We start from the raw sequence: 25710 nt of genomic DNA on the forward strand, positions 1-25710 counted from the left end.
GGGTGGCGCAGGTCACAGACCTGAGGGTGGCGCGGGGCACTGCCGGACTACGGGTAAACTCGATCAGTCGCGAGAACCTCGCGGTGCAGCGCGCTTCTCTAGCGACATAAGCCCGCTAGCGAACAAGAGCCCGCATTCGACTCCAGGAGAATTTTTCGCGTGAGCGCCCCAAGCAGTGCAGACAACATCGACAGCACCACTACTTTTCGCAACGTCGCCATCGTTGCACACGTCGACCATGGCAAGACCACCCTGGTCGACGCCATGCTTCGGCAGTCCGGCGCGTTCGAGGAACGTGCCGAAGCGATCGACCGCGTCATGGACTCGGGTGACCTCGAAAAAGAAAAAGGCATCACGATCCTGGCCAAGAACACGGCCGTTCACAAGCGCAATGCCGACGGCACCATCACCGTCATCAACGTGATCGACACCCCCGGCCACGCCGACTTCGGCGGAGAGGTCGAGCGCGGCCTGTCCATGGTCGACGGCGTCGTGCTCCTCGTCGACGCTTCCGAGGGCCCGCTGCCGCAGACCCGTTTCGTGCTGCGCAAGGCGCTCGCCGCGTCGTTGCCGGTGATCCTGGTCGTCAACAAGACCGACCGTCCCGACGCGCGTATCGAAGAGGTCGTCTCGGAGAGCCACGATCTGCTGCTCGACCTCGCGTCCGATCTCGACGACGAAGCGTCCGAGGCAGCCGAGCTCGCCCTCGACCTCCCCGTTCTCTACGCCTCCGGCCGTGAGGGCAAGGCCTCGAAGGTCCAGCCCCAGAACGGACACGCTCCCGACGCCGAGAACCTCGACGAGCTGTTCGAGGTTCTGCTCAGCTACGTCCCCGCGCCCAAGGGCAACGTCGACGCGCCGCTGCAGGCACACGTCACCAACCTCGACGCGTCGGCCTTCCTCGGCCGCCTCGCCCTGGTTCGTATCCACAACGGCCAGCTCTCCAAGGGCCAGACTGTCAGCTGGATGCGTGAGGTCGACGGCGAGCCCGTCGTCCAGAAGGCCAAGATCACCGAGCTGCTCAACACCATCGGCGTCGAGCGCGTTCCCGGCGAGAAGGGTGTCGCAGGAGACATCGTCGCCGTCGCGGGCTTCCCGGACATCATGATCGGCGACACCCTCGCCGATCTGGAGAACCCGGTCGCTCTGCCTCGCATCACCGTCGACCAGCCGGCCATCTCGGTCACCATCGGCACCAACACGAGCCCGCTCGTCGGACGCGTCAGCGGCCACAAGCTCACCTCGCGCATGGTCAAGAGCCGCCTCGACCAGGAGCTCATCGGTAACGTCTCGCTCAAGGTCCTCGACATCGGTCGCCCCGATGCCTGGGAGGTCCAGGGTCGTGGAGAGCTCGCGCTCGCCATCCTCGTCGAGCAGATGCGTCGTGAAGGCTTCGAGCTCACCGTCGGCAAGCCCCAGGTGGTCACCCAGCAGGTCGACGGCAAGCTGCACGAGCCCTTCGAAGAGCTGATGGTCGACACACCGGAGGAATACCTCGGTGCAGTGACGCAGCTGCTCGCCGCACGCAAGGGCAAGATGGTCCAGATGACGAACCACGGCGCAGGCTGGGTTCGCATGGAATTCATCGTTCCCTCGCGTGGCCTGATCGGTTTCCGCACCGAGTTCCTCACGGACACTCGCGGCACCGGCATCGCGAACGCCGTCTTCCACGGTTACGCGCCGTGGGCCGGCGAGATCCGCGCCCGCCACACCGGCTCGCTCGTCTCGGACCGTCACGGCACCGTGACCCCGTTCGCGATGATCCAGCTGGCCGACCGCGGCACGTTCTTCGTCGAGCCGGGCGCAGACACGTACGAGGGCATGGTCGTGGGCATCAACCCGCGTCAGGAAGACCTCGACATCAACGTCACCCGCGAGAAGAAGCTGACCAACATGCGTCAGTCCTCCGCCGACGTCATGGAGACCCTGGCCAAGCCGAAGAAGCTGGACCTGGAAATGGCCATGGAGTTCTGTGCAGGCGACGAGTGCGTCGAGGTGACCCCCGAGGTCGTCCGCGTCCGCAAGGTGCACCTCGATTCCAACGAGCGCGCCCGTGAGCGTTCGCGCAGCAAGACGCGCGACAAGGCTGCTCTGTAAGACAGATCCTGTACGGCAGAAGCGACGTGTCACCATCGTGGGACGTCGCTTCTGCCGTACCTGTAGCCGATCACGAAGGAGATCCTCGTTGCGTAACGTACTGATGCCGGTGGTTCTGGCCTCCGCCACTGCCCTGGTACTCACCGCATGCACCGCGGATCCACCGCCACCGATCGAGAGCGTCGAAACTCCGGTCACCACGACGACCGTGCCGTCGAAGACCGGCGACCCCGTTGTCGTGGCGATCGACGACGTGGGCATCGGGTTCAACCCACACCTGCTGGCCGACCAGTCGCCCGCCACCGCCGCGGTCAGTTCGCTCGTGCTGCCCAGCCCGTTCCGTCCCACCCTGAACCCCGACACCGGCGTGACCACGTGGGAGCCGGACCTGTCACTGTTGATCTCCGCCGAAGTGACGTCTCAGTCTCCGTTCACCATCCGGTACCAGCTACGCAACGAGGCCCAGTGGTCCGACAGCGCACCGATTGCGGCCGAGGACTTCCGGTACCTCTGGCAGCAGATGATCACGCAGCCGGGCGTCGTCGATCCGGCCGGCTACGCACTGATCAGCGATGTTGCTTCTTCGGGCGGCGGCAAGACCGTCGACGTCACCCTCGAGTCGCCGTATCCGGCGTGGCAGCGATTGTTCGCCGACCTCGTGCCCTCCCACCTGCTCAAGGATTCGCCCGGCGGCTTCGAGGGTGGTCTCACCGACAACGTGCCGGTCTCCGGTTCGCGGTTCAACATCAAGACCGTCGACCAGGGCCGGGACGAGATTCTGCTGGAACGCAACGATCGCTTCTGGGACCAACCCGCATCGCCCGACCAGATCCTCATTCGGCGCGGAGGCACCCCCGCGCAGTTGGCCGATTCGTTGCGGTCGAGTGACGCTCAGATCGCACAGGTTCGGGGTGGGTCTGCGACGCGCGCGCAACTCTCGGCAATTCCCGGGGTCCGCACCGACACGATCCACCAATCACGAGTGTTGTCGATGACCGTGAACGGCCGGGCACCGAACATGTCGGAGTCGCTTGTGCGGCAGGGGATCATGGGTCTGCTGGACCCGAACCTGCTGGCCACGGTCGGGGCCGGCGGAGGGGCGACGGATCGCCGAGCCGCGGCCCAGTTGTCGTCGCCGTCGGACCCCGGTTACACCGCGACCGCACCCGCCCCGATCGGCAGAACCGCGGCCCTCGACCTGCTTCGCCGCGCCGGCTTCGTTCCGACACCCGACGCGATCGTGACCTCGACGCCGAGCGCGAGCGCATCCACGACCTCTGCTGCGCCGCCGACCACCAGCGCGCCGGCTCCCGGAGTGCCCCGACTCGCAGACGCCGGCGGTACCGCGCTGCGATTCGTCATCGGTGCCGTCGAGAACGACGACATCGCACTGGCCGTGGCCGGCACCGCCGCGGACGAGCTCGTCAGTGCGGGTATCGACGCGACCGTCACTCCGCTGCCCGCGGACGAGTTGTACTCGACGGCGCTGACCGACGGCGGCGTCGACGCCGTGGTCGGGTGGACCAGTGCGGGCGTGGACCCGGCAACGGCCCTGGCCTCGCGCTTCGGCTGTGTTGTCGAGCCGGCTCCGGGGAGCAGCGGCAGCGTGGACGCCCCGCGCAATCTGTCCGGTCTGTGTGTTCCGGAATTGCAGCCGACGATCGACCGCGCCCTGATAACCGGCGTCGACGCGACGATCATTGCCGAGGAGATCGAGCCCAAGCTGTGGTCTCTGGCGTCGACGCTGCCGATCATGCAGGACCAGTCCGTGGTGGCTGCGGTGCCGGGTATCACCGGCGTCTCGCTGACCGGGCCGGTGGAGGTCGGCATCTTCGCCGATGCCGCGAAGTGGATCCGGACGGTCCGGTGAACACCGTGCGCTTGCCTCGGGTGATCATCTTCGACGTGAACGAGACCCTGTCCGACATGGCTCCCATGGCGGCGCGATTCGCCGACGTCGGAGCGCCCGAGCACCTGTTCCCGACGTGGTTCGCAGGAGTGCTGCGGGACGGGTTCGCGCTCGCGGTCGCAGGTACCGCTCGGCCGTTCGCCGAGGTCGGTTCCGGTGTGCTCGAGGCGTTGCTGTCCGATGCCGCGATCGATCGCCAGTTGGACGATGCAGTGGACCACATCATGGCCGGTTTCGCCGAGCTCGATGTACATCCCGATGTGGTAGACGGAGTGAATGCTCTTGCAGCGCAAGGCATTCGGATGATCACCCTCAGTAACGGGTCCGCGTCGCTCGCGCAGTCTCTGCTCGAACGAGCCGGCGTGCGGAGTGCTTTCGAGTTGCTGCTCTCGGTCGAGGACGCCGGACGGTGGAAGCCGCACGCCGATGCCTACTGCTACGCGTTGGAGCAGTGCGGTATCGAACCCGGCGACGCGATGCTGGTGGCCGTGCACCCCTGGGATATCGACGGTGCGCACCGGGCAGGCCTGTCGACGGCGTGGCTCGATCGCGAGAACCGTCCTTATCCCGACCATTTCGTGCCTGCCGATGTGACAGCGCAGTCGTTACCGGACGTGGCTCGAATGCTCGGCGAGCGATGAACGGCTGCCCGACCCAGAAGACCCAGACAAACGATGACACAGCGAGTAGCGAGCGACGAGGCATGACGGAACAGGTTGTGACAGAGCAGGTTGTGACAGAACAAGCGATGACTCAGCCGCAGCGGTTGCTGCTGGTCCATGCGCACCCGGACGACGAGAGCATCACCACCGGCGGGACCATCGCCCATTACGTGCGCGCGGGCGTCGACGTCACCGTGCTGACGTGCTCGCTCGGTGAAGAGGGTGAAGTGATCGGCGATACGTGGGCCGATCTCGTGGTCGACCGAGCCGATCAGCTCGGTGGCTACCGAATTCTGGAACTGCATCGCGCACTCGCGGCGTTGGGCTGCAACCCGCCCCGCTTCCTCGGTGGTGCCGGCCGCTGGCGAGATTCTGGAATGGCCGGAACCCCGGCTGCTCTCAAACCGCGCGCATTCGTCAACGCAGACCGGCAGGAGGCTCTCGGGGCGCTCGTGTCGGTCATGCGCGAACTCAGGCCTCAGGTCGTCGTCGGTTACGACCCCGAGGGTGGCTACGGACACCCCGATCATCAGCAGGTCCACTCCCTGGTGACCGAGGCGGTCGAGGTCTGTGGAACGGACGCCCATCCCGCGGCCGGAGCTCCGTGGGAGGTGGCGAAGTTCTACTGGACCGTCACCGGCCGCGAACAACTGCACGCGGGACTCCGGGCGATCGCCGATATACCCGAGGGGTGGCGCATGCCCCTCGACGGTGAGTTGCCGAGTGTGGCCGAGGACATGATCACCACCAGCATCGATGTCCGCGGTGTGCTCGACGCGAAGACCGACGCGTTGCGTGCGCACGCAACTCAGGTGACGGTTGCGCCCTCGGGTGCCGAGTACGCACTCTCCAACGACATCGTTCAGCCGATCCTGCTCGACGAGCAGTACGTACTCGTGCGGGGCGTGCTCGGCTCCGACGGGGCGGGCAGGGAGAACGACTTGTTCGCGGGCGTACTAGGCTGTGTTCCGAATCACTGATCTCATGACAACAGGGGCGGAACACACATGTACAACTGGGTAGTGCAGGACGCAATCGTCGCGTTCGTCGATTCTCTCAAGCCGCAGTTCGGCGCACAGGCAGATCTGTACCAGTACGTTCTGGGTCAGATCGCCATGGGTGCGAGCAACTTGCTCACCTCGCTGGGCTATCCGCCGGTTTCCTGAGTGCCGGTGCCCGGTTTTTCGAATGCGATGCCCGGTTTTCGAATGCGGTGCACTGAAACGACCCGGGCCAAGGCAGTATTGGGCGCATGATCTCGAAGGCCGCATCCAATACTGTCGCCCTGGTGTCGTGGGCGACGGTCGCAGTACTGGTGTTCGACGGCTTCCTGTCCGGAATCCTGTCGGTCTTCTTTCTCCCGACCTACGTGGGGTCGGTGCAGTTTCCCATCAGCGCGTTGCTCGGGGGCATCGCGAACGTCGCTCTGGTTCTGGCCGCGCGTAAGGTCGCCGAACGGCCGATCTGGGTGGCGTCGCCGCTGATCGGATGGTTCGTCGCAGTAGTGCTGTGCATGTTCGGCGGCCCCGGCAACGATGTTCTGCTGCTGGCCGACTGGCGCACGATGCTGCTCATCGTGGCCGGTGCCGGGCCGGCCGGTGTGCTGCTGTTCATGTTCCGAATGAAAGCCATCACAGCAAGCGTGCGTGCCGACCCGCATTCCGGAGCACGTCCTCGATCATCGTCGGAGTCAGCAGTCCGGTGAACGTGTTTCGCTGACTGACGTGGTAGCTGGCGAACACGGTGATCGAGCCCAGATCGAGCTGCACGCCGTGACCGAATTTCGGTGCAGGCCTGGGTATTTTCCACCCGTTCGCGGCGAGAATCGGTAGCAGCGACTGCCACCCGAACGCCCCGAGCACGAGAATCGACTTCAGTCGCGGACGCAGCAAGCGCAATTCGTCGTCGAGCCAGGGGCGACACCGATCGCGCTCGGCGGGAGTCGGCTTGTTCTGCGGCGGAGCGCAGTGCACGGGGGCTGCGATACGAACTCCGTTGAGCGTCAGCCCGTCGCCGATGTGCGTCGCGGTCGGTTGGCTGGCGAGCCCGACGGCATGCATGGCTCGGTACAGCACGTCTCCGCTGCGGTCCCCGGTGAACATCCGTCCGGTGCGATTGCCGCCGTGGGCGGCCGGGGCGAGCCCGACGATCAACATCGACGCATCGGCCGGGCCGAAACTGGGAACGGCTCGCCCCCAATACGTTTCGTTGGCGAACGCGGCGCGCTTCTCGGCAGCGACCTGTTCGCGCCACCGCACCAGCCGTGGGCAGGCGCGACACTGGGACACCGCCAGGTCGAGCTGCGCGATGGTCTGCGGGCGCTCCTTCTTCATCGGCTCCTTCTTTACCGGCTGCGTCTTTACGTGCTGCGTCGAAGCCAGACGTCCCCGGCACCCGGTGTGACGGCGTCGATCATGGCCCACGCGTTCTCGATGGGTATGTCGACCACCTCGTAGCGTCCGACGCCCGCCGGTGTCGCTGCCACGACGGTGGCCACGCCGGCGCGACGTTGGAAGAACGTCTGCCGCACCGTCCAACCGATGATGCCGCCGGCTTCGAGGCTGTGCCGGGTGCGGTCGAGCGATCCGTGCTGGGTGATCAGCCAGCCGGGCAGGACGGCGTGCCCGAGGCCGCGGTAGCGGTCGTGAGCGAGTCCGACGGCGGCCACGAACAGCACGGCCACGGCGATCCACGCGAGGATCGGGATCGGTGCGCCGAGAGACTGCGCAATTCCCAGTCCGGCCGCGACGACGAGCAGCGGTAGAACCGCCCGGGTGAAGCGGCGTCGCCGCGCGGCAGGTCCGTGCTGCAGAAGCGGGCGGTCGGCATTGCCGTGCATGCCTGCATCGCCGAGCACCGTGGTCATCATGCGCAGCGCCTCGGCCCGCGGAGCCTGGGGAAGCAGTAGCGACGATTCCTTCTTCTCGGCGCTCACTCCGGTCATGATGGCGTCGAGTCGGGCCCCGCCGACCGACCTCAGTAGTAGAGGCAGCGACAGAGAAGTGCCGCGCAGTCTCTTGCGGTCGAGGGTCGACTGACGGGTGCGGAGCAGCCCGTGGCTGACGTGCAACGTGCGACCCTGGTCGGTGACGGTCAGGTTGCCGTAGGTGATCAGGTAGCGAACGCAGGCGAAGATGCTGGACACCACGAGGAGCACAATCAGTGCGAGGACGACGAACAGGGCGATGCCGAACCGTTGCGCCGATTCGACGCTGTTCGAGACCACCGACGTCTCCGCCAATGTCTGTCCGATGCCGTACTGGAACAGCACGCCCACTGCCGCGGCGATGGTGACGATGCCGGTGATGGAGAACGGCGCGAACCGCACCCACGAGAACTGCCAGTGTGCAATCTCGACCCCGGGATCGGCTGCGGCAACGGGCATTCCGTCGCTCGGCGTCGTTCGGCCCGACACTCGCTGCAGCAGTTCGCCGCGAAGCTCCGGCACCAGTGACGTGTCGAGTGCGTTGAGCTCGAAGGCCTCGCCTTTGCCCGCCTGCTGTCCGGTCCCGATGCGGAGAATGGACAGTCCGAGCACCCGGTGCAGTACGTTCGCTTCCACGTCGACCGACCGAATCCTGTTGCGCGGGATAGACAGTACTTTCTTCTGCAGTACGCCGGTGCGCAGTTGTACGTGCACCGGCCCGATCCGGTAGCTGGTGGTGAACCAGCGCGCAATCGCGAACACGACGACGACCGCGAGGATGCCCAGACTCCAGTAGTGATTACCGCTCTGACTGCCGACGAAGAACGAGATCAGCAGTACCGGCAGGATCTTGATGCCCTCGTTCACCGGATGCACCAACAACATTCGCTTGTCCAGGCGCAACCACGGCTGCTCCTCTTCGACTGCCAGCAACTCCGCCTGATCGGTCATGTGGCATCTCCGACGGTGCGGCCGGCGATATCGGTCAGTCGCGTGACGGTCTCGTCCGCAACGGCCTGATCGAGTGCGGTGATCTTCACCGCGCCCGCCGACGATGCCGTCGTCACGGTGACCGTCGCCAACCCGAGCAGACGATCGAGTGGTCCACGCTCGGTGTCGACGGTCTGCACCCGCGAGATGGGGGCGATGCGTCGTTCTTGGCTGAGCCAACCGGTGCGGGTGTACACGGCGGTGTCGCTGATCTCCCAGCGGTGCACGCGGTAGCGCCACTGCGGCACGATCGCGAGGTGCAGTGCGGTCAGCACGACCGATGCGACGAGGACGGTGACGTGCAGCCACGACGTCCGGTTCGAGTCGACGAAAAACCAGACGATCTGAGCGATGAACACCGGTAGCCACAGCAGTCCGGCGCTCAGTGTCCAGAGCAGACGCGCACGGGGAGAAGGCTGCCACTGTGGGTCTGTCATCGTTGTCACGGTACAAACCTAGCGCTGCCCCGTCGTGCGCGTTGTGCGCCCTTCCAGGTACGCAAAACGCGCACAAGGGCCGCAGGCCCACCCGCGGGTGGCACGTGCGTACCAAGAAGGCGCATGATCGACTGGTGACTTCGCAGCCTGATACCGCTCCAGCCGCCTCCGCCATGCGTCGCGTTCTGCGTCGCGCCCGCGACGGGGTGTCTCTCAACGTCGACGAAGCCACGGTGTTGCTGCACGCTCGCGGTGACGATCTGACCGATCTGATGGCGTCGGCATCCCGGGTTCGCGATGCCGGGTTGGAGTCGGCGGGCCGTCCGAAGACGGTGTCGTATTCGCGCAAGGTGTTCGTGCCCATCACGCGGTTGTGCCGCGACAAGTGCCACTACTGCACGTTCGTCACGGTGCCGGGCAAGCTCAATGCGGCCGGGCACGGGATGTTCATGGATCCCGACGAGATCATCGACGTCGCCCGCAAGGGGGCCGAGTTGGGCTGCAAGGAGGCGCTGTTCACGCTCGGCGACAGGCCGGAGGAGCGGTGGCCCGAGGCCAAGGCGTGGCTGGACTCACGCGGCTACGACTCGACTCTGGACTACGTGCGCGCGATGTCGATCCGGGTGCTCGAGGAGACCGGCCTGCTGCCGCATCTCAATCCCGGAGTGATGTCATGGCAGGAACTCTCGCGCCTCAAGCCGGTGGCCCCCTCGATGGGCATGATGCTCGAGACCACCTCGCGTCGGCTGTTCGAGGAGAAGGGGCAGGCGCATTACGGCAGTCCCGACAAGGATCCCGAGGTTCGGCTGCGCACGCTGACCGACGCGGGCCGGCTCAACATTCCCTTCACGACGGGCATCCTCGTCGGTATCGGTGAGACGTTGCGGGACAGGGCCGAGTCCATCATGGCAATTCGTAAGGTGCACAAGTCTTTCGGTCATGTGCAAGAGATCATCGTGCAGAACTTCCTGGCCAAGTCCGATACCGCGATGCGGTCGGTGCCCGACGCCGGTCTCGAAGAATTCCTGGCGACCATCGCGGTGACGCGCATGGTGGTCGGTCCGTCGATGCGAATTCAGGCCCCGCCGAACCTCGTCGCAGCGGAGGAGACCGCCGCGTTGCTCGGCGCAGGCGTCGACGATTGGGGCGGTGTCTCGCCGCTGACTCCCGACCACGTCAATCCCGAGCGGCCCTGGCCGAACCTCGACACTCTCGCCGAGTTGTCGGCGGCCGCCGGTTACACGCTCGTGGAACGTACTGCCGCGCAGCCGCAGTACGTGTTGGCCGGTGCACCGTGGATCGACCCGCGAATCTCGGCACACGTGCGGGCAGTGGCCGACCCGGAGACCGGGATGGCACGCGAGGGCGTCAACCCGACCGGTCTGCCGTGGCAGGAGCCGGACGAGGAATGGGAGTCTTCGGGACGGGTGGATCTGAACACCGAGATCGACACCCAGGGCCGCAACACCGAGACGCGCTCGGATCTGGCGAATGCGTTCGGCGACTGGGATTCCATTCGTGAGCAGGTGCGCGATCTGGCCGGTCTCGAACGAGTCGACCGCGACCTGGTGTCGGCATTGACAGCAGCGGAGAAGGACCCGGCCGGTCTGTCGGACGAGCAGTACCTCGCACTGGCGACGGCCGAAGGCCCCGGCATGGACGCCGTTGCCGCGCTCGCCGACGATCTGCGTAAGCAGGTCAACGGGGACACCGTCACCTACGTGGTGAACCGGAACATCAACTTCACCAACATCTGCTACACCGGATGCCGTTTCTGCGCGTTCGCGCAGCGCAAGGGCGACGCCGACGCGTTCACGCTGTCCACCGCCGAAGTCGCCGACCGTGCGTGGGAAGCGCACGTCGTCGGGGCCACCGAGGTGTGCATGCAGGGCGGCATCGACCCCGAACTGCCGGTGACGGGATACGCCGATCTGGTCCGTGCGGTCAAGGCGAAAGTGCCGTCGATGCACGTGCACGCGTTCTCGCCGATGGAGATCGTCAACGGGGCCTCACGCGGCGGCCAGTCGATCCGCGAGTGGCTCACCGAGCTGCGGGCCGCCGGCTTGGATTCGATCCCGGGTACTGCTGCAGAGATCCTCGACGACGAGGTGCGGTGGGTGCTCACCAAGGGCAAGCTCCCCGCAGCCGAATGGATCGAAGTGATCACCACCGCGCACGAGGTGGGGCTGCGATCGAGCTCGACGATGATGTACGGGCACGTCGACAATCCCTCGCACTGGGTCGGGCACCTGAACGTACTCAAGAAGATCCAGGACAAGACCGGCGGGTTCACCGAGTTCGTGCCGCTGCCGTTCGTGCACCAGTCGTCGCCGCTGTATCTGGCGGGTGCCTCGCGGCCCGGCCCGACCAATCGGGACAACCGCGCGGTGCATGCTCTGGCCAGGATCATGCTGCACGGCCGTATCGACAACATTCAGACGTCATGGGTGAAATTGGGAATCACGGGTACACAGGCGATGCTGAACGGGGGCGCGAACGATCTGGGCGGGACCCTGATGGAAGAGACGATCTCGCGGATGGCGGGTTCGCAGAACGGTTCGGAGAAGACCGTCGCGGAACTGCACGAGATCGCCGACGGCATCGGACGACCGGTTCGTCAGCGCACCACCACGTACGGCCCGGCACCGGCGGTGTCGGTCGCCGGCCTGATCTGACCTTCAGGTCTTTACCCGAAACGGAGTTTGCCCGACATGGACGACCGTCGAGTCGCCGCGGTACTGAGCAGTGCCGTCGCCATCATTCATCCCGTGCTCGACATCCTGGCTACGCGTGACCCGATCGGACTGAAGGGACGGACGTTCCGCGAGTCCTCCGCGGACGATTCGACCCTCGACAACGTCATCGACTTCCTGGCCAAGGCGTTCGACACCACCGACTTCCCGGGCACCGCCGGCTGGGAGAAGCTCGACAGCGATGCTCGTTCGCAGTGGTGGGTCAATCGCATCGGAGCTCTCAACACTGTCGCGGTGGCCTTCCCCGGCGTCTTCGGCATCCTGGTCAACCGTCTGCCGATCCAGGATCTGCTCGGGTTCGCCAACCAGGCGATGGTGCTCGTCGCCGTGGCTCGCGAATCCGGAGTGACCGACCGCGAGACGCATGTGGCGCTGCTCGGGTCGGTGCTGTGCAAGCGTGATCTGACGTCCTTGGCCGACAGTGCTCCTGCGAAGAAGGAAGAATCGCCGAAATCCGGACCGTTCGCACTGCTGCGCGGAATGTGGCAGATCGCCAACGTGCTGCGCGACGTGGCAGGCGAGTTGGAGAAGCGCCCGCATCCACGCGGGTTCTATCGGGTACTCGGAGCCATCCCGCTCGTCGGTGGCGTCGCCGGATATCTCGGTGAGCGGGGCGCACTGTCGCGCGCTGCCAAGCAGGGACGCAAGTGGCTCGCCGCCCACAAGACGGCGTCGGCTTCGGTGGCCCAGCCCGCGAAGCAGCTCCGGCGATAGCAGGCCGGAGCAGGTGAGGTCACCCTGGTCGGATTGTCCCAGGTTCGGACCGCGATACTAGGATGCTGAGGGCGCGAGAGCGCCCACGATCTATACAAGGAGGGGAGAGCAGCAGTGACCTACTCGATTGCAGAACCGTGCGTAGATGTACTGGACAAAGCGTGCATCGAAGAGTGCCCGGTGGATTGCATCTACGAGGGTAACCGAATGCTGTACATCCACCCCGACGAATGCGTCGACTGCGGAGCCTGCGAACCCGTGTGCCCCGTCGAGGCCATCTTCTACGAAGACGACGTGCCCGAGCAGTGGAGTGCATACGTCAGCGCCAACGTCGATTTCTTCGACGATCTCGGATCTCCGGGTGGCGCAGCGAAACTCGGCAAGACCGACTACGACCCGCCGTTCATCAAGGCTCTGCCTCCCATGGGCGAGAACTGACGCCTTGGCACGCAGAGCGGTGGCAGCGACGCTGCCCGACTTTCCGTGGGACTCGCTGACCGCTGCCAAGGAGAAGGCGTCGGCGCACCCGGACGGCATCGTGAATCTGTCGGTCGGCACGCCCGTCGACCCGGTCGCCGAGGTGATTCGGGTCGCGTTGAACTCGGTGGCCGACGAGCCCGGTTACCCGACGACCGTCGGTACCGCCGCGCTGCGGGAGGCTGCGGTGGCGTCGCTCGAACGTCGCTATTCGATCACCGGTATCTCGACCGACGCGGTGCTTCCGGCCATCGGTACCAAGGAAATGATCGCCTGGTTGCCGAGTCTGCTGGGTCTGGGTGCCGATGATCTTGTCGTCATCCCCGAATTGGCGTATCCCACATACGAAGTGGGTGCGCTGCTCGCCGGCGCGCGAATTCTTCGTGCAGACGGACTGAATCGTCTCGGCCCCGAACGCGCCTCGCTGATCTTCGTCAACTCGCCGTCGAACCCGACGGGGAAGGTGCTCGGAGTCGAGCACTTGCGCAAGGTCGTCGAGTGGGCCCGCGAGCGCGACGCCATCGTCGTCTCCGACGAGTGCTACCTGGGGCTGACCTGGGAAGCCGACGCAGTCTCGGTGCTCGACCCGCGCGTCTGCGACGGCGATCACACCAATCTGCTTGCTGTGCACTCACTTTCGAAGACCTCGAATCTGGCCAGCTACCGCGCCGGTTTCGTCACCGGCGACGCTTCCCTCATCGCCGAGTTGCTCGAGGTTCGCAAGCACGCAGGCATGATGGTGCCGCTGCCCATTCAGGCCGCCATGACCGCGGCCCTGGCCGACGACGAGCACGAAAACATCCAGCGAGAGCGATACCGCGCCCGTCGAACGACTTTGAAGTCTGCCGTCGAGGCAGCCGGATTCCGCGTCGACCACTCGGAGGCCGGGTTGTACCTGTGGGCCACCCGCGACGAGCCATGCCGCGACACCGTCGACTGGCTCGCCGAACGCGGCATCCTCGCCGCACCGGGAGAGTTCTACGGACCGAACGGTGGCAAACACGTCCGCATCGCACTGACTGCGACGGACGAGCGCATCGAGGCTGCGGCTACTCGCCTGCGCGGTTAGCCGAGCTTCGTGGTGCGCTGAGTGTTTCAGTGCGCTGAGTGTTGTAGTGCGCTGAGCGTCCACTATTTCCCTCCGCTGACGGGATCCCGGTTCTCGATGTGAATTGTGGACACTCACCTCAGTTGGCTTCGGCCCCGCTGACGCCGCGGAAGGGTGTGGGCTCGAGGTGCGCTGTGTGTCCACTATGTCCCTCCGCTGACGGGATCCCGCTTCTCGATACGAATAGTGGACACTGAGCTCAGTTGGCCCCCGCTCGGATCGGGTGTTCTCATGTACTCATGACCCTCAGCCTGCTGCTCAGCTTCGCCGGTGTGTGCTTTCTGCTGGCGATTCTGCCCGGGCCGGATTCGTTTCTGGTGCTCCGCTACAGCATCGGCGGCCTCAAGCCAGGCGTCGCTGCAGCGATGGGTGTCGCGATCGGCGGACTGTTCTGGGCCGTGCTGGTGGCCGTCGGGTTGGCGGCGATCGTCGAGCAATCCGCGACGGCATACCGCGTCGTCAAAGTTCTCGGTGGGTTGTACCTGCTGTATCTGGGCGTGAAGGCTTTCCGGGCGCGACGTAAGAACAAGTTGGACGGCGAGCCGCTCCTGCCTGTCGCTGCGTCCGCGTGGTCGGCGTTCGGTGCCGGAGTTCTCTCGTGCGCGCTCAACCCGAAGGTCGGACTGTTCTACCTCGCGGTGGTACCGCAGTTCCTCACCGTCGTCACGTTCACCGGTGCCATGACGCTCGGTCTGGTCGAGGTGATTGTCGCTGCCGTGGTGATGGGAGTGTTCTCCGTTCTCGCCTCACGCGCTGTGACGCTGCTGCGTAAACCGGCCGTGACCGACTGGCTGGACCGCATCAGCGCTGGATTCCTCGTCGCCCTCGGAATCGGAACGGTGGCGTCTTCGGCCTAGTTGCGGTGGACCGTCAGTCGAGACCCGGCTCGCCGACGTCCCATCCGCCGCGCCTGATGCGCAGGATGTAGACCAATTCGTTGCTGCCGAAGGCTTCGACGGTGGTGAACCGCTTCGGTTCGGCGTTGACCTCGGGGTTGCGCGCGTGCGCCTCCTCGTAGAGCTGAGTCGCTCGGAGGTCGGCCAACTCCACTCGCGTCCAGAAATCGTCGGACTGCACCGAGTAGACCAGTCGCGGCGCTCCGTCACTGACGTGCGCGAGGTCGATGTCCTCGTCGTCGGAGTCCTCGTCCTCGAGGTCCAGGTCGAGGTCGTCCTCGGAATCGACGTCCTGTTCGGCGTCGGTCCCGATCAGATAGACACCCGCCTGCAGGTCACCGGCGGCGACCGTCATGTACTCGGCGTAGTCGCCGGTGTCGATTCCGTCCACGTCCATGTCTGTACGGTAGCCATGTGCTGCTTCGTTCACTGAACCCACTCGCCGTTGCGCGGGGAGACGATATTCCCGACGCCGTCACCATCGACGGAGTTTCTCTCTCTCGTGCGGACATCCTGGGCGCGGCTACCTCTGTTGCCGAGCGCATCGGCCGGGCAGATCGGCTCGCCATCCACGCGACGCCGTCGGTGAAAACGGTGCTCGCCGTCGTCGGTGCGTTGATTGCCGGTGTCACCGTTGTTCCCGTCCCACCGGATGCAGGCTCGGCCGAACGTGAGCACATCCTCCGCGATTCGGGTGCGCAGGCGTGGCTCGGCGAAGCGCCGCCGGACACCGCGGGTCTGACGGTTCTGCCGGTGCGTCAGCACGCACGGTCGTGGCACAGCTACCCCGAGCCGCAGCCGTCGTCGATCGCGTTCGTGCTCTACACCTCCGGCACCACCGGCCCGCCGAAAGGTGTGCTGATTTCTCGCAGCGCCATCGCGGCCGGGCTCGACGCGTTGGCGCAGGCCTGGAGCTGGACGTGGAAAGACACTCTGGTGCACGGTCTTCCGCTGTTTCATGTGCACGGACTGATTCTCGGGTTGCTCGGCCCACTGCGAGTCGGAAGCCCGTTGATCCACACCGGCAAACCGACTCCCGAGCTCTATGCGGCAGCGCGGGGTTCTCTGTATTTCGGGGTGCCGACCGTATGGTCGCGCGTCGCCGCGGATGAGACGTCCGCCCGCGCCCTGGCCCACGCCCGACTATTGGTGTCCGGCAGTGCGCCGCTCCCGGTTCCGGTGTTCGAGAAGCTGCGTGAGTTCACCGGTCAGGCTCCCATCGAGCGGTATGGCATGAGCGAAACCCTCATCACCATCAGCACCCGCGCCGACGGTGAACGTCGACCAGGATCGGTAGGACTGCCCGTCGCAGGCGTCGAAACCCGACTGCTGGGCGAGAAGGGCGAAATTCTGCCCCACGACGGCGAATCCATCGGTGCCTTGCAGATCCGCTGCCCCATGCTGTTCGACGGTTACCTGAACAACCCCGAGGCGACGGCGAAGACCTACACCGAGGACGGGTGGTTCGACACCGGAGACGTCGCCCTCATCGAGCCCGACGGGTTCCATCGCATCGTCGGGCGAGCCTCGACCGACCTGATCAAGTCCGGCGGCTATCGCGTCGGCGCGGGGGAGATCGAGACGGTGTTGCTGGGCCACCCGAGCGTGGACGAAGTAGCTGTCGTCGGCCTGCCCGACGACGATCTGGGTCAACGCATCGTGGCGTTCGTCGTCGGTACCGAGGTCGAGGATCGAGTGCTCATCGACCTGGTGGCCACCGAATTGTCGATCCACAAGCGGCCCCGGGAGATTCGCGTCGTCGACTCGCTGCCGCGCAATGCGATGGGCAAGGTGCAGAAGAAGCTCCTCGGCTGACTCCGCGTTGTGAGCGCGGGTCGGGTGCAACGCGCTAGCTTCGAGTCATGAACCTCGACGGCGCACGCATTCTCGTATTCGGTGCCAGTGGCGGACTCGGCGGCCCGATCGTCGAGCAACTCGCCCAGGCCGGCGCGCGGCTGACCATCAGCGGACGCAGCCTCGAGTCCTCGGAGCAGCACGCGGTCAATGCCGATCTGACGCTGCCGGATTCGGCTCGATCGGTAGTCGCGGAGGCCGTCGAACACCACGGTGGGCTGGACGGGATCGTGATCGCGGCGGGTGTGGTGGCCTTCGGCTCGGTCACCGAGGTCGACGACGACACCGTCGACGAGTTGCTGCTGCTCAACTACCTGGCACCGCTGCGCATCATGCGTGAAGCGCTGACCACTCTGGATCAGGGTGGATTCGTACTGAACATCAGTGCGGTGGTCGCAGACAAGCCGATGCCCAACATGGGTGCCTACTCGGCGAGCAAGGCCGCGGCGAGTGCGCTGCTGAAAAGTGTTCGCACAGAGGCACGGAAGTCGAAGATCCGTATCGTCGACGTGCGGCCTCCGCACACCGAGACGGGGCTGGCGACGCGGCCGATCGCCGGGCAGGCACCGAAACTACCGCAGGGCCTGACGCCGGAGGCAGTGGCCTCACGGATCGTTGCCGCGATCACCGACGACGAAACCGACGTCGGCGCAGACCAGTTCTCTTAGGCTATTGTCGGCACCGTGACCGAGACACATGTGACCGACGCGGGCAGAAGGCTCGTGCGTCGTCGCACCATCGATCTGTGCCTGGTCTGCACTTCTTCCTGTTCGTAACTGTCGATCGAACCCAGCCCCGACGAGTTCCACACGCTCCTCGGGTCGTTCCGGCAACCTCTTTCTACGAACAGGATCACTCATGACCACATCTGTCTCCCATCTCGGCGGCGTCATCGCTGCCACCGACGACGCAGTACGCGCGGACGCGAAGAACGCTCACGCTGTATTCCGTGCCTCCGCCACCGCGCACGATGCCGTCGCCAGCACCGTCACACTCGGCAAGTTCAGCGTCGAGGTCGACGAGCCGCCGGCCCTCGGCGGAGAGAACACGGCCGCCAATCCCGTGGAGTACTACCTCGCGTCGCTGCTGTCCTGCCAGGTGGTCACCTACCGCGTCTGGGCCGAGAAGCTCGGTATCGTCGTCGACGACATCAAGGCGAAGGCCGAGGGCGACCTCGACGTACGTGGCTTCTTCGGGTTCGACGACAACGTGCGGCCGGGATTCGGTGAGGTGCGCGTCGTCGTGACGGTCACCGGGCCCGAGACCCGTGAGCGGTACGAGGAATTGCAGCAGGCCGTGGACGATCACTGCCCGGTACTGGATCTCACGCGTAACCCCACGCCGATCCACACCGTCCTCGAAACGGCCTGACGTCATGAGCGAGCGAACATTCGGCCTGCGTACCAGAGCAATTCACGCCGGCGCGCGGCCCGACTCGGCAACCGGTTCGCGTGCGGTGCCGATCTATCAAACGGCGAGCTACGTGTTCGAGGATTCTGCTGACGCAGGGGATCTGTTCGCTCTGCAGAAGTACGGCAACGTCTACAGCCGCATCGGTAACCCGACGGTCGCCGCCTTCGAGGAGCGCATCGCGAGCCTCGAAGGCGGCATCGGGGCGGTCGCGTTCGCCAGCGGGCTCGCGGCCGAGTTCGCGGTGTTCGCCGCGCTGGCCGGCACCGGTGATCACATCGTCGCGGCAGCCGGACTCTACGGCGGAACCGTGACACAACTCGACGTGACACTGCGGCGCTTCGGCGTCGAGACCACCTTCGTTCCCGGCACGGACCCGGCCGATTATGCGGCGGCGGTAACAGATTCGACCAAGTTGATCTACGCGGAGGTCATCGGTAACCCCTCCGGTGAAATCGCCGATCTCGAGGGTCTCGCCGCGGTCGCGCACGATCATGGGATCCCGCTGGTGGTCGACGCGACGATGGCGACACCGTGGTTGAGCCGGCCGATCGAGTTCGGAGCCGACATCGTCATTCACTCGGCAACGAAGTTTCTCGGCGGTCACGGCTCCACGCTCGGCGGCGTCGTGGTGGAGTCCGGTCGATTCGATTGGGGCCGAGGCAAGTTCCCGCAGATGACCGAGCCGGTGGCCTCGTACGGGGGCCTGTCGTGGTGGGGCAACTTCGGGGAGTACGGATTTCTCACCAAATTGCGCAGTGAGCAACTGCGCGACATCGGTGCAGCACTGGCTCCGCACTCTGCCTTCACGCTGATCCAGGGCGTCGAGACGTTGCCGCAGCGGATGGACGCGCACGTGGCCAATGCGCGCGTCGTCGCCGAGTGGCTCGAGTCGGACCCACGCATCGAGTACGTGAGATGGGCTGGATTGCAGAGTCATTCGCACCACGATCGCGCCGCGAAATATCTGCCCTCGGGTCCGGGCGCGGTATTCGCATTCGGCATCGAAGGTGGTCGGGACGCCGGCCGAACGTTCGTCGAGAGCGTCCAGGTGGCCAGCCACGTCGCGAACATCGGCGACGTACGCACCCTGGTCATCCACCCGGCCAGCACCACCCACCGACAGCTCAGCGATGAGCAACTGGCCGGCGCGGGGGTGGGGCCCGAACTCATTCGGATCAGTGTCGGCCTCGAAGACGGCGAGGACCTGCTGTGGGATCTCGATCAGGCCTTGACGCTGGCAACCGGGAAGGCGCGGTCATGAGCGAACGAACCTGGCAGGGACCCTCCGCTCAGGACCGTCAGCGGATCTTGCGTGAGACGAAAACCGTCGCGATCGTCGGTGCGTCCAAGAACCCCTCGCGAGCAAGCTATTTCGTCAATCGGTATCTGTCCTCGACAAGCAACTACGAAATATTTCTCGTCAATCCGACGGTCTCGGACATCGAAGGAACGACCGTCTATCCGACTCTCGCGGATCTACCGAAGAGTCCGGACCTGGTCGACGTCTTTCGCAAGTACGACGATCTCCCGGAGGTGTTGAGCGAAACCATTGCTGCGCAGGCGAAGACGATCTGGTTGCAGCTCGGGTTGTGGCACGAGCAGGTGGCCCACGACGCCGAGGCGGCGGGACTGAACGTCGTCATGGACCGGTGCATCAAGATCGAACACGCCCGCTTCCACGGCGGACTGCACTTGGCCGGATTCGACACGGGAGTGATCGATTCGCGTCGAACGCGGGGTTAGGGGTCAGGCCTTCAGTAGGCGACCGCTGATTATCGCGGCCAACGATCGTGGCGCGAGACGCACACTGCCGGCGCTGATCTTGTTGGAAAGACCGGACACGACGCTGGCAGGGGTACGGCGAGAATCCAAGGCGCGCATAGCCGTCGAGACCACCTGCTCGGAGGTCTGGAAGTTGCCCACTGCGGCATCCTCGGATCCGACGACGTCGAAGAACTCGGTGCGCGTCGGGCCGGGGGAGAGAGCGAAGATCTTCAGCGGTGACGTGCGGTACTCGTAGGCGAGCGCCTCGGTGAAGTTCAGTACGAACGCCTTCGTCGCCCCGTATACCGCCATGTTCGGAGTGGGCTGGTACGCAGCGGTACTCGCGATGTTGATCAACGCTCCGGTCAGATTCGGCAGAAACGCATGTGTCAGATCCACCAGCGCGCTGACGTTCAATGCGATTTCCGACGCCACCCGCGCCGGATCCTCGTCGCGAAAGCGCCCGTGGGTCCCGAATCCTGCATTGTTGATCAGCGTCGTGGGTGTTATCCCTTTGTCGGCCAAGTTCTTTCGTAGTGACTCGCCGATGCCCGGTACGCCCAGGTCCATGGCGACGGCGGTCGCAGTGACGCCGTGGTCTGCTTCGATGCGGCGGGCAAGTGTCTCGAGTCGGTCCGCCCGTCGTGCCACGAGGACGACGTTTTCGCCGCGTGCGGCAAAGCGATGGGCGAATTCCTCGCCGAGGCCGGAGCTCGCCCCGGTGATGAGTGCTGTGGATGTCATGCGAGCAAATGTAGGCACTGTCATCATTGTTGTCAACGCCAACATCGCCTAGGGTGAGTCCATGGCAACGGAGCGCTACCACCACGGTGATCTGCGCGCGGTGCTCCTGGAGGAGGCCGAGCGGAGCATCGCCCGCGACGGCGTAGATGCGCTGTCGCTGCGGCAGTTGGCCCGAGACGTGGGTGTCAGTCACGCAGCCCCCGCGCGCCACTTCCGCGACAAGCAAGCACTGCTGGATGCGTTGGCGCTGCACGGCTTTCAGGAAATGAATCGCCGAATGGTCGACGCGGCCACCGGGCCGGGAGAGCTGCTGGCCAAGTTTCGTGGTGTCGCCCGCGCCTACCTGGGTTTTGCAGTCGAACACCCGCAGCTCTTGGACGTCATGTACAGCACCAAGCATCACCCCGAGGCCAGCGAACAACTCAAAGACGTTGCGCACGAAAGCATGGCGGCGACGGAATCCTTGCTGCACGCTGCGATGGACGCAGGAGTCATCACCGAAGCATCGCCTGCCGTCCTCGCCCGCGTCGCGTTCGCGAGCGTCCACGGACTCGCCGTGCTCGCCGCCGGCGACCTCCTCGACGGCATGCCTGCCGATGACCTGCTCGACGCCACGGTCGACACCCTGCTCCGCGGATTCACCTGACCGGGTCATTCCGCGGGCTCCACTCCTGTGTCGCTAAGTTGTCGGTATGACCGAATACGACCTGCAACGCTTCGTCGACGCCCAGGATCCCGTCTGGAACGTCGTGGTCAAGGAGTTGAAGGCAGGCCGGAAACAGACTCACTGGATGTGGTTCGTGTTTCCGCAGTTGGCCGGCCTGGGCCGCAGTGCCACCGCTCAGCACTTCGGCATCGCAGACCTGACCGAGGCCGAGCTGTACCTGTCCCACGAAGTTCTCGGGCCACGCCTGAAGAAAGCCGCGCAGCTCACTCTTGCGGTCGAGGGCAGCACGGTCGACGAGATCTTCGGTTACCCGGACAATCTGAAGCTGCACTCGTCCATGACGCTTTTCGCCGAAGCTACCAAGGGGCAGTCCGTTTTCGTCGAAGTGTTGCAGAAGTATTTCTCCGGCGAATTCGATGGCGCAACACTCGACTTGCTCGACGAGCGATACCGCTAGCATCGCATCCATGACCACTCCACTCGCCGGATCCATTGCCTTCGTCCATGCCACCTGGCATCTGGACATCGTCGATCGTGCGCGGGTGGGTTTCTCCGCCGAACTCGGGCAGTTGGGCCATGCCGACACCGCGGTCGACGTCTTCGAGGTGCCCGGAGCATTCGAGATCCCGCTGCACGCGCAGCGTCTCGCCAGAACCGGAAAGTATGCGGCGATCGTCGCTGCAGCGCTCGTCGTGGACGGCGGAATCTACCGACACGACTTCGTCGAAACGGCGGTGATCGACGGTCTGATGCGGGTGCAGCTCGACACCGACGTCCCCGTGTTCTCGGTGGTTCTGACTCCTCATCACTTCCACGAACACGCCGATCACAACGCCTTCTTCACCGCGCACCTCGAAACCAAGGGTGCCGAGGCCGCGCGCGCCGTGGTCAAGACACTGGCTTCGCTCGGAACCATCGGCTGACGCTGCCGCAGGCAGACCGGTGGTCGACGTGCGATCCGTGCTCGCGGAGCTCGAACGGCGTGAACCCATTTTTCACCGCCGTGAGTACGGCATCACGCGTGACGATTTCGATCGTCTGACCGATGTCGATTTTTGGGAGGTCGGTGCGTCCGGTACCCGATACGACCGTGACGAGGTGTGGGCCGTTCTCGGGAAGCGCTATCGACAGGACCCGTCAGGAGGCCACGACGTCGACTGGGAAACCAGCGATTTCGAGGTCCGTGAGGCTGCCCCGGACACGTACTTGCTGACGTACACCTTGCTGCAGGTCGACAGACTTACGCGGCGAGCGACGCTCTGGCAGCGACGCGCGGGGGAGTGGACAATCCTGTATCACCAGGGGACCGTTGTGCTCTAGGCATTTCTCTTACCATGGGCCACCGACAGGTTGCGATTCACGAATCCTTATGCACAGCAATAGTTTTCGATTGCACCGTCATTGTGCATCGAACACCCGTTCGATACACTTGGTCCATGACGACGGAGATCTGGCAACTGAGCGAAAGCGAACTCCTCGCCGACGCTGCTGATGTCTCCCACCAGATCCAACTGCTCGAAGCCCGGCGGATCGCCCTCGTCGCCGACATCGACACCCGCGTGAGCCGGGAGAAGCTCGGCTTCCCCGGACCCGCAGGCTGGCTGACCTCCACCACCCTCCTCACCCCGAGCAAAGCGAACAAGATCGTGGCCCTCGCTCGCGGGTTGAAGAACTTCCCCGACATCGCCGACGCCGTGAACACCGGCGTCATGTCCGTCGACCACGCCGCCCTGATTCTCACCTTCGCCGAAACACCACCCAAACTCCCCCCTAGAGGTGGTCAAGACATCGCCCGCACCGCGATGATCACCGCCGCCACCGGGCCCGGGGCACGCACCGACAAGATCCGTGAAGCGATCACCAAACTCGAAGACACCTACGGCAGCGACAAGCCACCACCGGAGGACACCGACCGCAACGAACTGTTCGCATCGAAGATGCTCAACCAACGCCTCTGCCTCAAGGCCGACTTCGATGCCGTCACCGCGGAAAAGCTCTTCACCGCACTCTCACCGCTGACCGAACCCCGGCCCGCAGCCGACGGCACCCCCGACGAACGCAGTCCTGCGAGGCGACGCGCCGACGCATTCGGGCAGATCCTCGACCACTACCTCGCCTCGAAGGATCGCCCCACCGAAGGCGGAGAGAGACCCCACATCAACCTCCACATCCGGTTGCAGGACCTCCACAGCCTGAGCGGTCAGAACAGCGACGACATCACCGACGACGAAACCACCCGCGCTGCAGCAGAATCCGACAACGCCGATCCAGCCAACCCGGTGGACATCGACGCCGGCAACCCGATCCACTCCGACCCAATACGATCCGACCCGACCGAGTCGGACGCGGCGAATGAACTCGAGACCGACAGCGCTGCCGGACCGAGCCAGGATCGCAGCGCGTATCGGGACCTGTTCGGAGACGGCACCACCGTCGGCTGGCTGCCGTGGATGGGACCACTCTCCCGCAACACCTCCCGCCAACTCGCCTGCGACTGTGTTCTCACCGCCATCGTCATGGACGAGAACGGCAACCCACTGAACCTCGCCCGCACCGCGCGCACCGTCACCGCGAAACAGAAACGCGCCCTCACCGCCCGCGATCACGGGTGCGCGTTCCCCGGCTGCGGCAAACCCGCCGCCTGGACCGAAGGTCACCACATCTGGCACTGGGCCGATGGTGGCCCCACCGACATGAACAACCTCGTCCTCCTGTGCGGATCTCATCACCGCCTGATCCACCACTCCGATTGGGAAGTGTTCATCGGCACCGATCAGCACCCGTGGTTCGTACCGCCGGCATCCGTCGACCCGTACCGACAACCCAGACCATCCCACGCCCGAGCAGGCCCCCATATCGCCTGACCCCTCGAAACATCCAGCCCACACAAACACTCCAGCCCCGCACCGAGAACACGGTGCGGGGCTGGAAGAGATTGTCCTTCAATCTGATTGAAGTCGATCAGGCTTTCAGTCGTTGGCGTGCAACGCTGCGTTCAGCTCGACGCCGGTGCCTTTCCACGGCACAACCTCGACCGCACCCGAGAGCGAGTTACGACGGAAGAGGAGGTTGGACTTGCCGCTCAGCGTCGCCGCCTTCACCACAGTTCCATCCGGTCCACTGACCTTCGTTCCGGCGGTGATGTACAGCCCCGCCTCGACGACGCAGTCGTCACCGAGTGAAATGCCGAGTCCGGAGTTGGCACCGAGCAGGCAGCTCTTGCCGACGGAGATGACGTTCTTGCCGCCACCGGACAGCGTGCCCATGATCGACGCACCGCCGCCCACGTCGGAGCCGTCACCCACCACGACGCCCGCGGAGATGCGGCCCTCGACCATCGAGTTACCGAGCGTGCCTGCATTGAAGTTGACGAAGCCCTCGTGCATGACCGTCGTTCCACTGGCCAGATGAGCACCGAGGCGCACACGGTCGGCGTCGGCGATGCGGACGCCGGTGGGAACGACGTAATCGACCAGACGCGGGAACTTGTCCACGCCGTACACCGTCACCTGGCCGCGGGCACGAAGCTTCGCACGCACAGTCTCGAAGCCCTCGACCGCGGCCGGTCCGAAGTTGGTCCAGACGACGTTGGCGAGCAGTCCGAACAGCCCGTCGAGATTCTGACCGTGCGGCTCGACCAGGCGATGCGACAGCAGATGCAGTCGTAGGTACGCGTCGTGGGCGTCGATCGGAGCATCGTCCAGAGATGCGATGTTGGTGCGCACTGCGACGACCTCGACGCCGCGCGCCTCGTCCGCACCGACCAGCGCGGCCAGCTCCGCGGGGATGTCGGATCCTTCGAGCCGAGTCGTGCCGGCCTCGAGATCGGACCCGAGCTCCGGGCTCGGAAACCAGGTGTCGAGAACTACGCCCGATGTCGTGATGTTGGCAATACCTACTGCTGTTGCTCCCTGTGCACTCACGGCTCGAAGAATACGCGGTGGTGCGTCGTGCGTGGTTCGGTGACTGGGCGCCGCAGGTTCCCAGGTGATTTCCGGGCACACCGACCGGCGGTAGTCGCCGGTTCGGTCACGACGGCGGTTCGTTATCCGTTCGGCTGACGAGCGTGACCACATCGGGATTCGCGGAGACCGGCCCGGGGCCCGTGGGCTGACAGAGTGACGACAATGACCACCCGCAGGATTTCGCTCGGAAGAGGAGCAGTGTCGATGATGGCCGACGGGATGTCGTTCACCGGGTTGGTGGCAACCTTCGCTTCGACCATCATTCTCGGAGTCGCTTTCGGCTTGGTTGTCGCCGAGGCGTGGTAGAAATGCCCATCGGCTGACAGGGGGTCGC

General features: G+C 65.1%; 28 protein-coding genes. 22 read left to right on the top strand and 6 right to left on the bottom strand.

Annotation, left to right across the window (positions count from 1 at the left end; genetic code table 11):
- Positions 1-159 precede the first annotated feature (159 nt).
- The 6 genes from typA to VF34_RS02490 all read left to right on the top strand — a co-directional run bounded on the left by typA (position 160) and on the right by VF34_RS02490 (position 6373).
- Complete coding sequence (gene typA / locus VF34_RS02470; RefSeq protein WP_032365354.1) at positions 160-2097, top strand: translational GTPase TypA; 1938 nt, start codon at positions 160-162, stop codon at positions 2095-2097.
- A gap of 103 nt (positions 2098-2200) precedes the next feature.
- The gene (locus VF34_RS02475) at positions 2201-3967 is read left to right on the top strand and encodes an ABC transporter family substrate-binding protein (RefSeq protein WP_045840732.1); all 1767 of its coding nucleotides are present in this window, start codon (positions 2201-2203) and stop codon (positions 3965-3967) included.
- Entirely contained in the window at positions 3964-4647 is a 684-nt protein-coding gene (locus VF34_RS02480; RefSeq protein WP_052718559.1) for a haloacid dehalogenase type II, read from the top strand. The genes VF34_RS02475 and VF34_RS02480 overlap by 4 nt, the downstream gene beginning before the upstream one ends.
- A gap of 107 nt (positions 4648-4754) precedes the next feature.
- Positions 4755-5648: an N-acetyl-1-D-myo-inositol-2-amino-2-deoxy-alpha-D-glucopyranoside deacetylase gene (gene mshB, locus VF34_RS02485; RefSeq protein WP_045840777.1), complete on the top strand. Its 894-nt coding sequence runs from the start codon at positions 4755-4757 to the stop codon at positions 5646-5648.
- A 27-nt stretch (positions 5649-5675) separates the two neighbouring features.
- A complete protein-coding gene (locus VF34_RS25160) occupies positions 5676-5834 on the top strand; it encodes a hypothetical protein (RefSeq protein WP_008714214.1) in 159 nt (52 codons plus the stop codon).
- Positions 5835-5920: 86 nt separating this feature from the next.
- Positions 5921-6373, top strand: a complete 453-nt coding sequence (locus VF34_RS02490; RefSeq protein ID WP_032386296.1) for a hypothetical protein — start codon at positions 5921-5923, stop codon at positions 6371-6373.
- Here the strand turns inward: VF34_RS02490 and VF34_RS02495 are convergent.
- From VF34_RS02495 to VF34_RS02505, 3 genes are read right to left on the bottom strand one after another with little or no spacing between them, the layout of a single operon-like run.
- Positions 6300-7001 (bottom strand): uracil-DNA glycosylase, encoded by a 702-nt coding sequence (locus tag VF34_RS02495; protein ID WP_045840733.1) that lies wholly within the window; start codon positions 6999-7001, stop codon positions 6300-6302. The two genes, VF34_RS02490 and VF34_RS02495, sit on opposite strands and share 74 nt — an antisense overlap.
- Before the next feature lie 26 nt (positions 7002-7027).
- Entirely contained in the window at positions 7028-8545 is a 1518-nt protein-coding gene (locus VF34_RS02500) for a PH domain-containing protein (protein WP_045840734.1), read from the bottom strand.
- Positions 8542-9021 (bottom strand): PH domain-containing protein, encoded by a 480-nt coding sequence (locus VF34_RS02505; protein WP_045840735.1) that lies wholly within the window; start codon positions 9019-9021, stop codon positions 8542-8544. The genes VF34_RS02500 and VF34_RS02505 overlap by 4 nt, the downstream gene beginning before the upstream one ends.
- Positions 9022-9155: 134 nt before the next feature.
- Between VF34_RS02505 and VF34_RS02510 the strand changes: the two genes are divergently transcribed.
- The 5 genes from VF34_RS02510 to VF34_RS02530 all read left to right on the top strand — a co-directional run bounded on the left by VF34_RS02510 (position 9156) and on the right by VF34_RS02530 (position 14930).
- A complete protein-coding gene (locus VF34_RS02510; protein ID WP_269431364.1) occupies positions 9156-11696 on the top strand; it encodes a bifunctional FO biosynthesis protein CofGH in 2541 nt (846 codons plus the stop codon).
- Positions 11697-11732: 36 nt separating this feature from the next.
- Complete coding sequence (locus tag VF34_RS02515; protein ID WP_027498081.1) at positions 11733-12488, top strand: hypothetical protein; 756 nt, start codon at positions 11733-11735, stop codon at positions 12486-12488.
- 114 nt (positions 12489-12602) lie between these two features.
- Positions 12603-12926 carry a ferredoxin gene (fdxA, locus tag VF34_RS02520; RefSeq protein ID WP_027498080.1) on the top strand — a complete coding sequence of 108 codons (324 nt, stop codon included), beginning with the start codon at positions 12603-12605 and terminating at the stop codon, positions 12924-12926.
- A 4-nt stretch (positions 12927-12930) separates the two neighbouring features.
- Entirely contained in the window at positions 12931-14034 is a 1104-nt protein-coding gene (dapC, locus tag VF34_RS02525) for a succinyldiaminopimelate transaminase (RefSeq protein WP_032390522.1), read from the top strand.
- A 278-nt stretch (positions 14035-14312) separates the two neighbouring features.
- Entirely contained in the window at positions 14313-14930 is a 618-nt protein-coding gene (locus VF34_RS02530) for a LysE family translocator (protein ID WP_045840737.1), read from the top strand.
- Positions 14931-14943: 13 nt separating this feature from the next.
- Here VF34_RS02530 and VF34_RS02535 read toward each other — a convergent pair whose 3' ends face one another.
- Complete coding sequence (locus VF34_RS02535; protein WP_032375457.1) at positions 14944-15366, bottom strand: hypothetical protein; 423 nt, start codon at positions 15364-15366, stop codon at positions 14944-14946.
- A 17-nt stretch (positions 15367-15383) separates the two neighbouring features.
- On the opposite strand from VF34_RS02535, the gene VF34_RS02540 reads away from it, so the two are divergent.
- The 5 genes from VF34_RS02540 (at position 15384) to VF34_RS02560 (ending at position 19979) form a co-directional block, all read left to right on the top strand.
- Positions 15384-16784, top strand: coding sequence for an acyl-CoA synthetase (locus tag VF34_RS02540; RefSeq protein WP_197077417.1), 1401 nt, complete (start codon positions 15384-15386; stop codon positions 16782-16784).
- Between the two features lie 47 nt (positions 16785-16831).
- Positions 16832-17491, top strand: a complete 660-nt coding sequence (locus tag VF34_RS02545) for an SDR family NAD(P)-dependent oxidoreductase (protein ID WP_045840739.1) — start codon at positions 16832-16834, stop codon at positions 17489-17491.
- A gap of 190 nt (positions 17492-17681) precedes the next feature.
- Positions 17682-18194 carry an OsmC family protein gene (locus VF34_RS02550; RefSeq protein ID WP_045840740.1) on the top strand — a complete coding sequence of 171 codons (513 nt, stop codon included), beginning with the start codon at positions 17682-17684 and terminating at the stop codon, positions 18192-18194.
- 4 nt (positions 18195-18198) lie between these two features.
- On the top strand, positions 18199-19497 hold the full coding sequence (locus VF34_RS02555) for an O-acetylhomoserine aminocarboxypropyltransferase/cysteine synthase family protein (RefSeq protein ID WP_045840741.1): 1299 nt from the start codon (positions 18199-18201) through the stop codon (positions 19495-19497).
- Complete coding sequence (locus tag VF34_RS02560; RefSeq protein ID WP_045840742.1) at positions 19494-19979, top strand: CoA-binding protein; 486 nt, start codon at positions 19494-19496, stop codon at positions 19977-19979. Before VF34_RS02555 ends, VF34_RS02560 begins: the two co-directional genes overlap by 4 nt.
- A 3-nt stretch (positions 19980-19982) precedes the next feature.
- Here the strand turns inward: VF34_RS02560 and VF34_RS02565 are convergent, their stop codons facing one another.
- On the bottom strand, positions 19983-20744 hold the full coding sequence (locus tag VF34_RS02565; protein WP_045840743.1) for an SDR family NAD(P)-dependent oxidoreductase: 762 nt from the start codon (positions 20742-20744) through the stop codon (positions 19983-19985).
- A 61-nt stretch (positions 20745-20805) separates the two neighbouring features.
- Between VF34_RS02565 and VF34_RS02570 the strand changes: the two genes are divergently transcribed.
- The 5 genes from VF34_RS02570 to VF34_RS02590 all read left to right on the top strand — a co-directional run bounded on the left by VF34_RS02570 (position 20806) and on the right by VF34_RS02590 (position 24275).
- On the top strand, positions 20806-21390 hold the full coding sequence (locus tag VF34_RS02570) for a TetR/AcrR family transcriptional regulator (protein ID WP_032390519.1): 585 nt from the start codon (positions 20806-20808) through the stop codon (positions 21388-21390).
- Between the two features lie 46 nt (positions 21391-21436).
- On the top strand, positions 21437-21868 hold the full coding sequence (locus VF34_RS02575) for a DUF1810 domain-containing protein (protein ID WP_032369640.1): 432 nt from the start codon (positions 21437-21439) through the stop codon (positions 21866-21868).
- 10 nt (positions 21869-21878) lie between these two features.
- Positions 21879-22334, top strand: coding sequence for a 6,7-dimethyl-8-ribityllumazine synthase (locus VF34_RS02580; protein ID WP_045840744.1), 456 nt, complete (start codon positions 21879-21881; stop codon positions 22332-22334).
- Positions 22335-22362: 28 nt separating this feature from the next.
- A complete protein-coding gene (locus VF34_RS02585) occupies positions 22363-22731 on the top strand; it encodes a nuclear transport factor 2 family protein (protein ID WP_231578166.1) in 369 nt (122 codons plus the stop codon).
- Between the two features lie 116 nt (positions 22732-22847).
- Positions 22848-24275 carry an HNH endonuclease signature motif containing protein gene (locus VF34_RS02590; protein ID WP_045840746.1) on the top strand — a complete coding sequence of 476 codons (1428 nt, stop codon included), beginning with the start codon at positions 22848-22850 and terminating at the stop codon, positions 24273-24275.
- Positions 24276-24380: 105 nt separating this feature from the next.
- Here VF34_RS02590 and dapD read toward each other — a convergent pair whose 3' ends face one another.
- The gene (gene dapD / locus VF34_RS02595) at positions 24381-25334 is read right to left on the bottom strand and encodes a 2,3,4,5-tetrahydropyridine-2,6-dicarboxylate N-succinyltransferase (protein WP_032383853.1); all 954 of its coding nucleotides are present in this window, start codon (positions 25332-25334) and stop codon (positions 24381-24383) included.
- Between the two features lie 204 nt (positions 25335-25538).
- Here dapD and VF34_RS24845 point away from each other — a divergent pair, with 204 nt between their 5' ends.
- The gene (locus VF34_RS24845; RefSeq protein WP_155288421.1) at positions 25539-25682 is read left to right on the top strand and encodes a hypothetical protein; all 144 of its coding nucleotides are present in this window, start codon (positions 25539-25541) and stop codon (positions 25680-25682) included.
- Positions 25683-25710: the final 28 nt, after the last annotated feature.

Source organism: Rhodococcus sp. PML026 (assembly GCF_000963615.1).
Lineage (GTDB): Bacteria > Actinomycetota > Actinomycetes > Mycobacteriales > Mycobacteriaceae > Rhodococcoides > Rhodococcoides fascians.